The following is a 15,187-nucleotide window of genomic DNA, read 5'->3' as shown; positions in this document are numbered from 1 at the left end:
CCTCTTGCCCTGAGGCTTTTGTCAGACGCTTGTCGGCTGCCGGCTGATAGAATCAGTCAGCAGTCGCTATTAGCATCACCAGAGGATGGAGTCGGATCATGTTCCAGATGTTCGGTTTTGGCGGTACCCCTTGCCCGCGCTGTGCGCGCAAGAACGTCGATGGCGCGGCTTACTGCGCCGGCTGCGGCCTCACGCCCGGCGCGCCAGGCAGGAGCCCGGTACTGGTCGAGAACCGCTGGGTCGCCGGCCCCGACGAACTGGCCGTGTTTTTCGGCGTGCGTGCGCTTTCGGGCCTGTTCGTCAAGACCCTGCGCGTGCCGGCCGGCGCCCGCGCCTACATCCTGCAGGGCGGGGAAGCGACCGAAGTGCCGCAGGGCGAGTACGAGATCGAAGGCTTCTTCACGCGCCTGAACCACCTGCTGCGCGACGGCCACGCCGAAATCCTGGTCACCAGGACCGGCGCGCTGCCGGTCGAATTCGCTTTTGATGACCTGGAAACGAGCGAGCACCTGGTGGTGTCGAGCCGCTTCAGCGTCAGCCTGCGCATCGAGAACGTGCCCGCCTTTGCGCGCCATTTCATGACCATGCCCGGCACCGTCACAAGCGAGCAGCTGCGCGAGCTGCTCGCGCCGAGTGTGCGCCAGCTGGCGGCGGAATTCGTCGGCGCCCGCTCGCTGCGCGAGATGGCGGGCGAGCGCGAGTTGCGCCTGCAATTCGACGAACGCCTGCAGGGTGCGCTGCGCCTGTTGCTGGCCGGCTTCGGCCTGGGCGTGGCGCAGGTCGATACGCTGGCCTTGCGCCACGATAAATTCGACGCCAACCGCGCCCGTATCGGGACGCTGTGGCTGGCCGCCGACGAGCGCCGGGTGCAGATGGAGCACGCGCGTCAGCTCGATGAGCTGTACGACGAAGCCGAATGGAAGCGCATCGGGCGCGAAGAGCAGGCGGTGCGCCTGCGCCTGCGCCAGCTCGAGCTGCGCCAGACTGAAACGCTCGAACGCGCCGAACTGTCGCTGGCCAATGGCGAACGGGCCCAGGCGGTGCGCGCGCGCGAGATCGACCTGTATGCGCGCGTGACCGAGTCGCGCTCGCGGCGCGAGGCCATCGAGCGCGGGGCCGGCGAAGTGCTGGCCGGGCTGGAACACGACTTGCTGCAAAAGCGCGCCCAGCGCGCGGGCGAGCAGGCCGAGTGGGCGCAGCTGCAGGCGATGGCGCGCATCCGCATGCGCGGCGCGCTCGAACTGGCCCAGCAGGAAACGCTGCAGGCGCGCCGCCTGGCGCAGCAGCGCTTCTCGCAGCAGTTGCTGGTCCAGCAGATCCGCAACAAGGTCGAGCAGGCGGCAACGATCGAGGACGCCTCGCGCCAGCGCGAGGAACTGGCCCGCCTGCGCGCGGCGCAAACGGTGGCCGCGCGCCGCGCCGCCGAACTCGACCAGGAGGAACACCAGGCCCAGTTCGCGCTGGTCGTGCTGGCCAACAGCGCGCGCCGCCGCGCCGTCGAACGCGAAGCGGAATGGGAAGAGCAGCAGGCCGATGCCAGGGCGCGCGCCGCCCTGCAGGCGGCCGACCTCGAGGTCGAAGGGGTGAAGCAGCAGGTCGACGCGCTGCGCCGCACAGGCGCCCAGCAGGACGCCATCGCCCAGCACGAAAAACTGCTGCTCACCCTCGATGCTGAGCATCGCCAGGCACGCCAGGCGAAAGAAGTCGAGCTGATGGCCGAGGAGCGCCGCCACGCCCAGCGCCGCGCCGAGCAGGAGGCGGCCTGGCAGCACGAACTGCAGCGCGCCCGCCTCGAGATCGAACGCGCCGGCGCGCTCGATGCGCTGGACGACACCACCAAGCTGGCGGTCGCCGCCGCGCCGAACGCGGCGATCCTGTCGGACTACCTGAAAACCCGGGTGCACGCGACGATGGATGCCGGCCAGCTGGGGGCGCTGGCCGGGGTGGTGGCGGCCGGCGGCGCGGTGGGGGCGCTGGAAGCGGCCGAGCGCGAGCGCCTGCGCCGCGAACTCGAGGCCGACAAGGACCGGCGCCACCAGCTCGACCTGCTGGCGCTGCAGAACGACGTCAACAAGGCGGCGCTGGCGGCCCAGGCGCAGGCTGTCCGTGCCTGCGTCCATGGCCATCCGGTGGCGCCAGGCGAGCGTTTCTGCGGCGCCTGCGGCGCCGCGCTGCACGCCTAGTCCGGACCCAGCCGAGCGCCGACCCGATGCAGACAGCTATCGACAAGATCCGCGAGCTGCGCGCCCTGCACGACGACGGCCTGCTGAGCGGGGCCGAGTTCGAGCAGCGCAGGGACGCGCTGCTGGACGCCGCCCACGCCCCGGGCGAGGGCAGCGCCCCGGGCGCGCCGCACACGGAACTGGGCCTGATGCAGGGCCAGCACGTCGGCCCCGCCAACCGCCGCTACCGGCTCGAGCGCCTGATCGCGCCCGGCGGCATGGGCCAGGTCTGGCAGGCCACCGACCTCGCCACCCACGCCTCGCTCGGCCACAGCGCCCAGGTGGCGCTGAAGATCCTGTCGCCCGAACTGACCGAAAGCAGCAGCCACGCCAGGCTGCTGGTGCAGGAAGCCACGCGCGCGCGGCGCCTGGCCCATGAACACATCGTGCGCGTCTACGACTGGGCGCAGGACCCGGCCACCTCCAGCTTCTTCCTGATCATGGAATGCCTGGAGGGCGAAGACGCGGGCCGCTTGCTGGCGCGCGAAGGGCCGCTGCCGCTGGCGCGCGTGCTGGCGCTGCTGGCGCCGATCGGCGAGGCGCTCGACTATGCCTGGGCCAGGCATCGCCTGGTCCACCGCGACATCAAGCCGGCCAACCTGTTCGTCACCGCGCACGGCGAGGTCAAGCTGCTCGACTTCGGCATCGCCGCCAGAGCGCGCGCCGGTCCGGGCGTGCACATGCAGGCAGCCATCGAGGCGCCGGCGCGCTCCGGCACGCCGGGCTACCGGGCGCCGGAAGCGGGCGCGCCCGGCAGCCTGCCGGCGCCCAGCCTGGACGTGTATTCGGTGGCGGTGATGATCCACCAGATGCTGTCGGGCGCCGCGCCCGCTGCCGGCGCGGCCTTCCTGCGGCCGGACGGGCTGCTCGATGCGCAGTGGGAGGCGCTGCGCTCTGGCCTGGCCGAGGCGCCCGGGGAGCGCCAGCACAGCGTGTCGCAACTGCTGGCGCAACTGGCGCGGCAACCCGCCTCGCGCGGTGCCCCGGCGCCGCTAGACGAAGCTGCGCCGGCCGCTGCGCCGCCTTCCGCCGGCCCGGAGCGTGCGCCCGCCGCCGACCCGGGCGAAGCGGCGCGCGCCCAGGCCAGCGCCGCGGTGCGGGCGGCCGCCGTGCGCCTGGTGCGCGAGCAGGAAAAGCGCGAGCGCGTCCAGGTCGACGCCGCGCGCCGCCTGCGCCGCGAAGCACTGCGCGAACAGCTGATCGCGCGGCGCGCCGAGGAAGTGGCGAAAACCCGCGAGGCGCAGGAAGAGGCGCAGCGCAAGGCCCTGCAGGCGCGCGCCGCCGCGGCCTATCTCGCCGAGCAGGAGCGCGCCCGCGTGCAGGCCATGCCGGGCGCGGCGCCCCAAGACGCGGCCGTGTCCGCCACGCCCGCCGCTTCCACCCCGGCGGATGCGGCGCCGGCGCCCGCGCCGCTGCTGCTGCGCGACAGCTTCCAGGACGGCGCCGGCCTGGGGCCGGAGCTGGTCGTGGTCAAGGCGGGCCGCTTCCAGATGGGCTCGCCCGAGCACGAACGGAAAATCGCGATGGCCTGCGGCGCCCAGGAAAGCTGGCTGGCGCGCGAAACGCCGCAGCACTGGGTCGGCATCGAGCGGCCGTTCGCGCTGGGCCGCTATCCGGTGACGGTGGGCGAATGGCGCGCCTTTGCCGCGGCGACCGGGTGGCAGCCGGGCGGCGAGGTCGACCCTTTTGCGCCCGGCTTCGTGCAGCTCGACTCGCATCCGGTGGTGGGCGTTTCCTGGGGCGATGCCCAGCGCTACCTGGACTGGCTGTCCGAGGCCACCGGCGCGCGCTACCGCCTGCCGAGCGAGGCGGAGTGGGAATACGCCTGCCGCGCCGGCACCAGGACCGCGTTCAGCTTCGGCGACAACATCGACCCCAGCCGGGCCAACTACGACGGCAACTTCAGCTGGAACGGCGGCGCCCACGGCGACTACCGGCGCGGCACCACCCCGGTCACGCAGTTTCCCGCCAACCCGTGGGGCCTGCACGACATGCATGGCAACGTCTGGGAATGGGTGCAGGATGTCATGCACGACAATTACGAGGGCGCGCCGCTCGACGGCAGCGCTTGGGAAGAGAGCGGGGCCCGCCCTGGGCGCGGCGGCGAGCGCGGCGGCGACCGCCCGCGCCGGGTCCTGCGCGGCGGCTGCTGGCTGTACAACCCGCGCTACCTGCGCTCGGCCCTGCGCAACGCCTTTTCGGCGGTGATGTCGAACGATATCGTGGGCTTCCGGGTGGTGCGCGAATTGCGCGAGGGCGAGGACGCGCCGCTAGGCGTTCAGGACATTTCCTGAGGTCGATTACTCACTGGCTAGCGTGCGCACGCCCTGTACGGACGGCGTAGGCTGGGGCTTTCAAACGGTGTTTTTACGGGCCCTGGAAGGACACGCCATGAAAATCCCTGAGGAACTGCGCATCCCCGCCGTCGTCTTTGCGCTGCAGGCAGCCCTGCTGGCGGGCGTCTCGCTGATTTTCTTCCTGATGCGGCACTGAGCCCGGCAGCGCGCCGGCCCGTGCGCCGTCGTCCCGCTCCGGATAGGCGCGGGCGGCAAACCGCGGCGCGCCTCCCGCTGTGAGCGGCCTTGAAGCGCCGCCTGCCGGGTCCTGTTGCCAGAAGCCGCCATGTTGATGGAACAGGGGCGGCAGGCTGGGTGCATTTCCACGCACACCTCCGCCCACGTCGTCCAGTGCACGCTCCGGTTCCAGCAGGACAAACGCTTCGTGGCCCGCACCGGCGTCGACGCGGCGCAGCACAACGCCGTTGGGCAGGATCGCGCCGACTTCCAGCACGGCCACCCCGGGTATGCTGGCCGTCAGTTCGATACGCATGCCGGCGCGCAGCAGCACCGGCGTGTGCTTGCCTGGCCAGGCGCCGTCGAGCAGCAGCCCGAAGCGCGACACGTCTTCGATCACGAAGCCATCGCGCCCGCGCCGGATGAGGGCATGGCGCGCCGAGATGCGGCGTGTCAGGCCTTCACGGTCCGGCCCGTCCGGGCCGTGGTGCGCCAGCAGCAGGTCGGCCTCGGGCGCGCCGTCATCGCGGCGTCCGAGCACGCATTCGTCGAGCGCGAACAGGCGCAGGTAGCGCAGCGGCGCCTGGGCGTCGGACACCAGGCAGCCGGTGCTGGCCGGGCAGGGATGGCGCGGCGCCGGCTCGCCGGCGGCCCCGACGGCAGGCTGGCTGGGCGGCTGGTCGATCTCCATCAGATCTTCGTCCCAGGCGATGTTCGAGAAGCCGAGGTCGATCTTGCCGCCGCCGCTGCCCGTGTCGAGGTCGAGGTGGGCGATGCCGGCATTGCTGGCCTCGACGTCGATATCGACGCTGCCGCCGCCGACGCCCGCCTTGACGCGCGCGATCGAGGCGTCGGTGGCGCTGACGCGCACGTTCTTGTGCGTTGCGAGGAAGGTCTGGTGGATGTCGCGCAGGCTGGCATCGCGGCGCGGCGCCAGGATCAGCAGGGTGGCGACCCAGGTGCGTCCCGGCCCCGCCTCAACCGGGCGGCTGTGCAATTCGAGCTCGATCCGGTACTGGCCGTGTTCGAGCCCGCGCGAGGAAAATTCGAGAAAGACCGGCAGCCACTCGCCGCGCCCGGTGCGCATGAAATTGTGGCGTGCGCCGCCGTCCAGGCGCAGGCGCGAGCTGGCCGACATGCCGACCTTCGGTGCGGCATCGGCCGGCATGCCGCGCAATTCGAGCTTGAGTACCTGGCGTCCGCCGGCCGCGCGCGGGTCGAAGCCGCTGACGCGCAGGTGCGGGCGCAGCCTGGCGGGGGCGCCCGGCGTAGGGGCGCCCGGCGTGATCGGGCCGGTCGCCAGCTTGGGCACGGGAGGCCGCTCGGGAACCGGGTTCAACCCGGCCGGCGACGCCGCCACGGCTTGTATGTGGCCATGTGCACAGGCGGATTCCCCCGGCATCACCCAGACGGTGCAGTGCGGATGCTCGGGATGGCTGCAACGGTTCATGGATGGCTGACCTCGTGGATCGGCAGAGCTTAGCAGTATTCATGCCGCCATGGCGCGCGCCATCCTTGCGCTAAGGGTGTTGCGGCAATGCCGTCTCGTCGCGCGCCGGATTGCGCATGCGCAGGGCGATCGCCGTCAGGTTGTCCGGCTGCAGGCCGGCCGGCGGCCGCGTTTCCATCTCCGCGAACAGGGCGGCGATCGCGCCGGCCGCCCCGCCTGCGCCATCCTGCGCCAGCAGCCGCGGCCAGCGGGCGACGAAGGCGGCGGGGTCGTAGCAGGACCAGAAACCGTCGGTGGCGAGCAAATAGAGCGCATCGCCACGCAGTGTGATGGCGCGCCGGTCCGGCAGCGCGCGCAGCCAGGGCGGAAGAGAGTCGGGCGTCATTGCGAACAGGCCGTCGTCCAGGCGCGCCGGGTCGGCCAGGGTGTTCCCGAGGATGAAGGCCTGGGCGATCTGCGGCCCATGGCGGCCGTGCACCTGGCGGCGCCAGGCGTCTTCGTCCAGCAGCCCGGCCATCGCCGCCAGCGTGGCCGGAACGTGGTCCACGGTCAATGGCAAGGCGCCGCCCGCCGTGATTTCATACAGGCGCGAGTCGCCCACATGCCAGAGCAGGGCCTCGCCCTGGCCCTCGGGCGGCAGTTCCAGCAGCGTCAGCGTGGTTCCGGGGCGGGGCATGCCGTCGTCGAGGGCGTCGAAGCGCCGCTGCAGCGTGTCGTGCAGGCGCTCCAGGTGGCCTGACAGGGCGCCGGCCTTGCGGCAGGCGGGAATCGCCAGCAGGCCGGCGGCCGCCGCCTGCGCCGCTTCGCGCCCGTGGCTATGCCCGCCCATGCCGTCGAGGACTGCCAGGCGCACGTGGCCAGGCGGCCAGCCTGCCACCGTGCTTGTCTGCGGCTGGCCGCCGGCAAGAAAACAAGCGTTTCCGGCGGCATCGATCAGCAGGCAGTTGTCCTGGTTTTCAGGACGCATGACGGGGCCGGCGCCGACGGCGCTGTGCGCCGCCACGTCCAGCCGTGCGCCGAAATTCAGGTGTTCGAACATGTGTTGAAACGCGCTTGATGTGGACATTCATCATATGTTAGCTTGCAGTTTTGGCAAAGCTTGTCTCTTCCATGCTGATCCGTCCCTGCGAAGACCACGACCTGGCCGCCATGGCGCGCCTGTTTCGCGCCAGCGCCCTCGAGTACATCGTGCACGACGCGCCGCCCGAAGGCGCCGCCAATTTCCTGCGCGAGAACGACGAGCAAGGCCTGCGCGGCTTCGTGCAGGGCGGCCATGTCTATCACGTGGCCGTCGATGGCGCCGAACTGGCGGGCTTCATCGCCATCCGCAACCACGACCACCTGTACCACCTGTTCGTCGACCGCCGTTGGCACCGGCAGGGACTGGCGCGCCGCCTGTGGGAGGTGGCGCGCGCCGCGGCGATCGCGCGCGGCGGCAGCGGCGCCTTTACGGTGAACGCATCGAGCTTCGCGGTGCCGGTGTACGAGGCCTTCGGCTTCGAGCGCACCGGTCCGCTGCAATGCGTGAAGGGGCTGAAGGTCAACCCGATGCGCTTTGCCGTCGCGGCGCCGGACTGAATCAGCGCGCTTCGTCGCCACGGCGCAGCCACAGGCTGCTGGCCCAGCCCTCGATAGGACGGCCGTCGACCTGGGCCCGCACCTGCCACCAGTCGCCATCGATGCGGCCGGTCGCGGTCACGGTCGAGCCGGCCGGCAGCACCGTCACGCGGCGGGCGCCGACGCCGTTCGCCGCGCGCATGTTGAGCGCCTCGGCGACCCGGTAGCTGCGCCCCTGCGGCGGCGCCTGGACGGCGGCCGCAACGCTGTGTGGAGGATCGTCCCGCGGACCGGCGATCCACCACAAGGCGCCGCCGATGACGCAGGTACCGGCTGCCAGCACCGCCAGGGCCCGTGCGTTCGGGCGGCGCCACCAGGCGCCGGGCGTCAGGCGCGCCGCCAGCGCCAGCGTCGCCAGCAGCGCCGCCGCGAGGCAGGCGAAGGGCAGGATCGAGGCCGGCATGGCGTTCACGCTTCGACGCGCAGCACGTAGTGCCCGGCGACGACATGGTGGCCGTTCGGCACCAGGTAGGGCGCGTCCGGCGTGGCGGTCTCGATCGCGGCGACGAAGCCGAGCTCCGCGTCGAGGTGGTAGAGCGCCTGCGTCGGCGACAGGCGGTTCACGCGCCAGCCTTCCACCGTCGCCTCGAGACTGAGCCCGTTGCGCGAGAGCCCGAGGCGGTCGGCGCCGCCGAGGTCGAGGCCATCGGCGCCGCGCAGGCAGGTGGCGGCATCGAGCACGCGCAGGCCGGCCAGGGCGGGGGCGCCGCGGCCAAAGGCGAGCGGGGCGCCGGCCAGGACCGGCGTGCCCTGGACCTGCGGCAGGCAGACGATCGCGCAGTAACGGTCGAGCATGGCCGGCGCAGGCGCCAGCACCCGCAGGTCGACGCCGTCGAGCGGTGCGAAGCGGTTCGGCACCGCGATGCGCTGGCGGCCGTCCTTGCCGATCGCGTGGACTTCATCGGCATCGTCGACGGCAAAGCCGATCAGGCAATCCGCATCGAGCGCGCCCGCGGCGAGCTGGCGGTCGATCCCGAATTCGACGGCGGCGGCGCCCGTGTCGCGGTAGCGCGACAGGCGCGGCAGGGCAATCGCGGCCAGCGCCACGCATTGGCGCGCGACCGGCGCGTAGGTCGCGTCCTGCGCCGGCGCGGGCTCCGCTGCCTGGCGCGCACGCTGCAGGACCGGCATGGCGGTGAGTTCGGCGTCGTCGATGCTGCGTTCACGGCTCTTCCAGACGGCCGGCGTGCGCGCGACCGGCGCGGCCGGGAGAGCGAGCGCGCTTTGCGCCTTCGGTGCGCCCGCCGCGGCGTGCTGGGTGACTTTCAGCAGCAGTCGCGGCGCGGGCGCGCCGGCCTCGTCCCGCTTCGCCCGGATCGTGTAATAGCCGGCGGCGGCGTCGAAGCCGCACTCGAAAGCGTCTTTCGGGCGCACCTGCACCTCGAGCGGCGCCTCGATCCCGTCGTTGATCAGGAGGATGGCGCCATCGGCGCCGAAGGGCCAGGCCGGCACGGCGTGGGTGCTGCTCACCGGATCGCGGCCAAGCACGGTCAGGCGCTGGTTCGGATAGACCGCGCACACCGGCTGCCAGATGGCGCTGTCGCGCGAGACGCTGACGCTGTACTGCACCTGTTCTCCCGGCGCCGGCAGGTAGACGGCGTGGCCGAATTTGACTTCGACGTGGCCGGGTTCCAGGCGCTCGGAGCCGAGCACGTGGTAGCGCACGTCGTCGCTGCCGAGCAGGTCGCCGAAATCCTTCTGGTGCAGGGCCTGCAGCGTCTGCGCCAGGTCGCGCACGCGCGCGCCGCGCGTGAGGTGGCGGTCATCGTCGACCTCGTCCTGCGGCAGCACCAGGGTCACGTGGGAGAAGCAGCGGGTCACGGCGCTGCCGCGCTGCTCGCGCGGCGCTCTTTCCAGCAGGTCGCGCAGCAGCGGGCGGCGGTTGAACAGCGCCAGGCCCGGCGCCTGCCAGATCGCCTCGGCATTGAACACGTCGCTGACGCGGCTCAGGGTTTGGTGTTGGACGTAGACCGGCATGATTCATTTCTCCTCGATGATGGTGGCGCCTGATGTGGCAAAGGCTAGCAGGGGGAAGATGAAAAACAGGAGGTGCGAGCCGCCCGCGGACAGGAAGCTCATCGGCTGCCCCATGATCGGGAAGAACGCGAGGTTGGTGCCCCAGGACAGCAGGAAGTGGCCGAACAGGAAGGCCGCGCCGCCGCACAGCACGAAGCAGCGGAAGCGCCCGGCCCAGGCGTGGCGGAAATCGCGCGCCAGCACCGCGCCCTGCCAGGCGCGCAGCGCGCCGTGCAGCAGCGCGCACAGGAAAGCGGCCTGCAGCGCCCACAGCGCCAGGCCGGCCGCCAGGCCGTGCCGCTGCAGCAGGAAGGAAGGCGCGAAATCGTCCTGGACTGCCGGAATTGCGAGCGCTTCGACGGCGCCCTGGCCCAGCGCCGCGATCCCGAAAACGCCGTCCGCGCCAAGCCAGCCGCCGCCGGCGATCGCGGCGGCCCCCTGCAGCAGTTGCTGGCCGGTGTGCGGGTGGGCCGCAGGGTCGAGCCAGACGCCGAAACGCTCGCCGTAGAAGCGCCAGCCGCCGGCCGCATCGAGACCAGCTGTGCGCACGAGCCACACGCCGGCCAGGCAGGTGCAGGCGAGCGCCGCCACCGCCAGCGCGGCGCCTGGACGGCGTGCGCCGAAGGACCAGGCCAGCAGCATGGCCGCGCCCCAGACCAGCAGCAGGATCAGGGGCGAATAATCGTCGACCTGGACCAGCGCGACGCCGAGCAGGAGGACGAACAGCAGGGCTGGCGCGGCCAGGCGCAGCGTACGCAGCAGGGCGCTTCCCGCGCCGGTGCCGGAACCGAGACCGAGGCCGAGCGCGATGCAGTGCGCGGCCAGCACCGTGAGCGCCAGTTTCGCGAATTCCACCGGCTGCAGGTCGAACACGCCGGTTTCGTTGCCCCAGCCGACCTGCAGCAGCAGTCCCGCCAGCGCGCAGGCGGCCAGTACGAGCAGCAGCAGCTCGACCCGGGCCTGGGACATCGGCGGCCGTCCCGGAGCGCGCCGCAGGGCATTGACGGCGCCGGCGGCGCCGAGGCCGAGCAGCGTGGCGGCCGCTGTCTTCTGGAAGTGGCGCAGCCAGGACGTATCCGGGGCGCCCAGGCCGAGTTCGAGCTGGAGCAGCAGGCCGGCCGCCAGCAGCAGCAGGCCGCTCAGGAGCACGGCGCCGGCGCCGCGCCAGCTCAGCGCGTACCACAGCGCCGCCCAGCATGCCAGCAGCGACCAGGCGACACCGAGCGCGGCGCCGGCGCGCTGGGCCAGCAGAAGCGCCAGGCCGGCCAGGCACAGCGCAATGCCCGCGCCAAAGCGCGCGGCGTCCGCCATGCCGGCGCGCCCGCGCATACGCCCGGCCACGACGAAGGCCAGGGCGCCTGCGGCCAGCGCGCCGAACGTGCACAGCGTTGCCGAGGACGGCCAGGCCCAGGGGTCGCGCTTTTCCCATTGCCAGGCCACGCCGTCCGGCAGCGCAGCGCGCGGCAGCGTCGACACGGCGACCCGGCTGACCGGCCGCAGCAGCAGCGCGCCGTCCTCGATCCGCGTGTCGAAACGTGTGCGGCCGACCAGGATGGCATCGACGCCGCCCAGTAGCTGCTGCGTTAGCGCGAGCTCCTGGGGCAGGCCGCCTTGCTCGACGATGAGCGGGCTTGGAGTGGCGCCGTCGCCGGCTGCGGAAATGAGCAGCGGCGCGCCGTCGACCATGCGCAGGATGGCGCTGCCCGGCGCCGCATGCGGGTTGCCGACCCGGGTTCCACAACTGAGGTTGCCGCCGAAGGAAAGCGGGCGCGCAAGCGCGAGCGGCGACAGCAAGCCCGGCAGCCAGCGGTTCCAGACGCCGGCCAGGCGCGCGCCGGGCCCGGCGTCCGGACACGCGGCCAGCGCTTCGCCGTCGCGCCAGACGCTGGCGCCGTCATAACGCCAGGTTTGGCGGCCGTCGCCGAAGCGCACCGTCTTGCCGTCGGCGGCCTCGACCGTGTAGCGCAGGGCGCCGAGCTGGAAGCGCGCGCCCGGCCGCAGGGCCGTCGAGGCGCTGCGCGTGAGCCGGCCGGCGCGCTCGAAGCGCAGGGGGCCGCCAGTGCTGCCGGCCCACCAGCGGCCCGCCGTATCGCGGCGCAGGCGCAGCGAGCCACCCGCTCCCGGCAGCGCCAGGGCGGCGCGTTCCGGTTCGATGGCGGCGCCCGGCGCGAGCCGGATCGCGATGTGCGCCGGCAGCCAGGCCGGCGGGCTGCGCAGCACGGCCAGGCCTTGCAGGGCGCACAGCCCGAACAGGATGGCGCCGGCAGCCAGGCGCGCGGCTCCTGCGCGCATCAGGCGGCCCTCCGCCATTGCGGGTTTGCCGCGGGAGCGTTTTGCGCCGCCGCGATCATCCGGCTGATGTCGAGCGCGTGGCGCGGACGGTCCTCGGCTCGGGCAGCGAGGAGGGCGCGCAGCAGTGCGAGGGCGGCGCACGGGTCGCCAGCCTCGTCACCACCCCCCTTGCCATCGGCCGCGCAGTGCAGGAATTGCGCGGCTTCCGCTTCCAGCAGGATCGGCGGCAATGCACCACCGCAGGCCTGCCTCAGGCGGGCGGCGCCAGCCAAGCCGTGGACCCGCCAGGCATCGGCGCAGGCGCCCGAATAGCTCAGCGTCGCGCCGTTCGTCACCATGTAGAAGAACAAGGCGCCCATGGCGAAATAATCGGTACGGGCGTCGGTGAGGTAGGCCGCCTGGGCGTAGGGAAAGAACTGCTCGGGCGCTTGCCAGCTGGCGGTGCCGGCGTAGGAATGGGCGGCGGTATCGGACAGGCTGCGGCTGGTGCCGAAATCGGCCAGTTTTAGGATGCCGCCCGCGCCGTCGACCAGCAGGTTTGCCGGTTTCAGGTCGAGATAGCGCCAGCCATGCTGGTGCACCCTGGCCAGCGCGCCGTTGACTTGCGCCAGCCAGGCCAGCGCCCGGGCCAGTCCGATGCGCTCGCCACGTCCGGCCTGCGCCGTCATGTAGGAGGCGAGGTCGCCGTCGAGCAGCTCGAGCGCGATCGCCGGCAGTCCCTCGTGCAGGCCATGGTCGAGCATGCGCACGATATGGCGCGCGTCCCAGGGCGCGAGCTGCGAGAGAAAGGCGATTTCACGCTCGGCGCAGGCGCGCCAGTGTTCGCGCAGGGCGGGCTCGGCGCGCGCCATCTGCGTGCGATTGACCAGCTTGAGCGCGACCGCGCTGCCGTCCCCGGCATTCTCGGGTTCGGCGCGCCAGACCACGCCATAGGCGGAAGCGGCGAGCTGCGCGCGCAGCCTGTAGTGGCCGCCCGACAAAGTCACGATATCGCCGCTTTGAACCATGCTTCCTCCGATCGCCGCGGCAAGGCGCCGCCGACCGGGTCTAGCGGAGGGTGGGAGAAAAAGGGGGACAGGAAATGGAAAAGCCGCGTCGGGGACGCGGCTTCGGGTCATGCGCTTGCGCGAGGCAGGGAATTAACGGCGATAGCCGTCGCGGTAATTGTCGCGGTAGCCACGGTCATGATCGCGGTAGCCGTGGTGGCGGCGATGATGACGCGGTGCAACGTACACGACTTCAGGCTGGCGATAATAACGCGGCGCTTCGTAGTAGACCGGACGCGGCTGGACATACACCGGACGCGATTCGACGTACACCTGGGTCTGCGCGTAACCGTTGCCGTAGCCGCGGTTGTCGTAATAGCCGCCGTTGTTGTAGTTGTTGCTGTAATACCCGCCGTTGTTGTAATAACCGCGGTCATTGTAATGACTGCCGCCGACCGAGTTGCCGACTGCCGCGCCGAGCACGCCGCCGACGATGGCGCCGCGGCTACCGCCCGCACTGTGGCCGATTGCTGCGCCGAGCACCGCGCCCACCGCGGTATTCACGCCACGGTCTTGAGCGAATGCCGAGGGCGAGACGGCGACGGCGGCCAGGATCACCGCACCAAAGCATTTTTTGTTCAACATGGCTGTTCCTTTTTGCCTCAACGAGGATCGGGATGATCACTGTCACGCCGTGGCATGAGTGAACTATAGCGAAGGCCGCCGTCGCGTTCACCATCTAATACAGATTATTACAAGTGGTTCAGGCGCTGTAACAATCTCTCCGGGAAGCCTTGCAGACCGGCGTGGCCGCCCCATCTGCTCCGGGTCACCTTTCCTGCAAAGTTCCCATGTCCGCGCGCCGCAACCTCGCCGTCGTCTTTTCCCTGCACTTCGTGCTGCACGTGTACATCGGCCTGCGCCTGCTGCTCGACATCGGCGGCGAGCGTCCGGGAATGCTGGTCCTGACCACGCTCATGCTGCTGTCGACGCTGCTGCTGGCGCCCGTCGGGCTGATGTCCTCGTCGCTGCGCCGCGGCCGCCTGTCCGAGGGGCTGGCCTGGGCCGGACTGCTGGCGATGGGCCTGTTTTCGTCCCTGTTCGTACTGACCTTGCTGCGCGATATCGGGCTGCTGCTGGCCTGGCTGCTGCAAGGCCTGAGCGGCTTCGGCCATCCGGGCCTTGCTTCCTGGTCGGCCGTGGCGGCGCCGCTGCTGGCGCTGGCGGTGACCTTCATCGGCTTCGTCAATGCCCGGCGCGTCGCGCGCGTGGTGCGGGTGGATGTGCCGATCGCCGGCCTGCCCGCGGCCTTGCACGGCTATGCGATTGCGCAGATCTCGGATATCCACGTCGGCCCCACCATCCGGCGCGCCTACCTGGCCGCCATCGTCGAGCGCGTCAATGCGCTGGGCGCCGATGCGATCGCCGTCACCGGCGACCTGGTCGACGGCAGCGTGCAGCGCCTGGCCACGCATACCGCGCCGCTGGGGCGGCTGGCGGCGCCGGACGGGGTCTTTTTCGTGACCGGCAACCACGAATACTATTCGGGCGCCGAGGAGTGGATCGCGGAAGTGCGCCGCCTCGGGCTGACCGTGCTGCTCAACACCCACGTGCTGCGCCGGCGCGGCGCGGCAACGCTGGCGATCGCCGGTGTCACCGATTATTCGGCCCAGCATTTCAACCCTGCCCACCGCAGCGACCCGGCGGCCGCGATTGCCGGCGCGCCGCCGGACGCCGTGAAAATCCTGCTGGCGCACCAGCCGCGCAGCGCGCCGGCGGCCGCCGCGGCCGGGTTCGACCTGCAACTGTCGGGGCACACCCACGGCGGCCAGTTCTTCCCCTGGAATTTATTCGTGCCCCTGCAGCAGCCTTTCGTGGCTGGCCTGCACCGGGTACGGCAGCTGTGGGTGTACACCAGCCGCGGCACCGGCTACTGGGGTCCGCCGAAACGCTTCGGCGCCCCGTCCGAAATCACCTTACTGCGGCTGGTTCCGGCCTGAATCCGGCGTTCGGGACCGGCGCGTGTAAAGACAGCCAAAACCTGCAGGATGCGCTAACCTTGTCTTTCCCGTAACCATCGAAAGTCAGAAC

General features: G+C 71.5%; 11 protein-coding genes. 4 read left to right on the top strand and 7 right to left on the bottom strand.

All coding sequences use genetic code 11. From position 1 onward, the window contains the following. Positions 1-98 precede the first annotated feature (98 nt). Complete coding sequence (locus AC56KZ_RS02235; protein WP_497160501.1) at positions 99-2,183, top strand: coiled-coil domain-containing protein; 2,085 nt, start codon at positions 99-101, stop codon at positions 2,181-2,183. 26 nt (positions 2,184-2,209) lie between these two features. Beyond that, positions 2,210-4,516, top strand: a complete 2,307-nt coding sequence (locus AC56KZ_RS02230) for a bifunctional serine/threonine-protein kinase/formylglycine-generating enzyme family protein (protein ID WP_497160500.1) — start codon at positions 2,210-2,212, stop codon at positions 4,514-4,516. A 73-nt stretch (positions 4,517-4,589) separates the two neighbouring features. On the opposite strand, the gene AC56KZ_RS02225 is transcribed toward AC56KZ_RS02230, so the two are convergent. Both AC56KZ_RS02225 and AC56KZ_RS02220 read right to left on the bottom strand, forming a co-directional pair. Then, on the bottom strand, positions 4,590-6,185 hold the full coding sequence (locus AC56KZ_RS02225; RefSeq protein WP_497160499.1) for an FHA domain-containing protein: 1,596 nt from the start codon (positions 6,183-6,185) through the stop codon (positions 4,590-4,592). Positions 6,186-6,255: 70 nt separating this feature from the next. Continuing rightward, complete coding sequence (locus AC56KZ_RS02220) at positions 6,256-7,224, bottom strand: PP2C family protein-serine/threonine phosphatase (protein ID WP_497160498.1); 969 nt, start codon at positions 7,222-7,224, stop codon at positions 6,256-6,258. A gap of 71 nt (positions 7,225-7,295) precedes the next feature. On the opposite strand from AC56KZ_RS02220, the gene AC56KZ_RS02215 reads away from it, so the two are divergent. Continuing rightward, entirely contained in the window at positions 7,296-7,763 is a 468-nt protein-coding gene (locus AC56KZ_RS02215) for a GNAT family N-acetyltransferase (RefSeq protein WP_497160497.1), read from the top strand. A 1-nt stretch (position 7,764) separates the two neighbouring features. On the opposite strand, the gene AC56KZ_RS02210 is transcribed toward AC56KZ_RS02215, so the two are convergent. The 5 genes from AC56KZ_RS02210 to AC56KZ_RS02190 form a co-directional block, all read right to left on the bottom strand. Continuing rightward, positions 7,765-8,205: an SH3 domain-containing protein gene (locus tag AC56KZ_RS02210; protein WP_497161202.1), complete on the bottom strand. Its 441-nt coding sequence runs from the start codon at positions 8,203-8,205 to the stop codon at positions 7,765-7,767. A 5-nt stretch (positions 8,206-8,210) separates the two neighbouring features. Then, positions 8,211-9,779 carry a hypothetical protein gene (locus AC56KZ_RS02205; RefSeq protein ID WP_497160496.1) on the bottom strand — a complete coding sequence of 523 codons (1,569 nt, stop codon included), beginning with the start codon at positions 9,777-9,779 and terminating at the stop codon, positions 8,211-8,213. Positions 9,780-9,782: 3 nt separating this feature from the next. Next, positions 9,783-12,110, bottom strand: coding sequence for an FtsW/RodA/SpoVE family cell cycle protein (locus AC56KZ_RS02200; protein ID WP_497160495.1), 2,328 nt, complete (start codon positions 12,108-12,110; stop codon positions 9,783-9,785). Beyond that, positions 12,110-13,117, bottom strand: a complete 1,008-nt coding sequence (locus AC56KZ_RS02195) for a protein kinase domain-containing protein (RefSeq protein WP_497160494.1) — start codon at positions 13,115-13,117, stop codon at positions 12,110-12,112. Before AC56KZ_RS02195 ends, AC56KZ_RS02200 begins: the two co-directional genes overlap by 1 nt. A 132-nt stretch (positions 13,118-13,249) precedes the next feature. Continuing rightward, a complete protein-coding gene (locus tag AC56KZ_RS02190) occupies positions 13,250-13,741 on the bottom strand; it encodes a glycine zipper domain-containing protein (RefSeq protein ID WP_497160493.1) in 492 nt (163 codons plus the stop codon). A 206-nt stretch (positions 13,742-13,947) separates the two neighbouring features. On the opposite strand from AC56KZ_RS02190, the gene AC56KZ_RS02185 reads away from it, so the two are divergent. Next, positions 13,948-15,096: a metallophosphoesterase gene (locus AC56KZ_RS02185; protein WP_497160492.1), complete on the top strand. Its 1,149-nt coding sequence runs from the start codon at positions 13,948-13,950 to the stop codon at positions 15,094-15,096. Positions 15,097-15,187: the final 91 nt, after the last annotated feature.

The organism is Telluria sp. LT2P34, from assembly GCF_059685915.1.
This window is presented reverse-complemented; position numbering and strand designations above follow the sequence as displayed.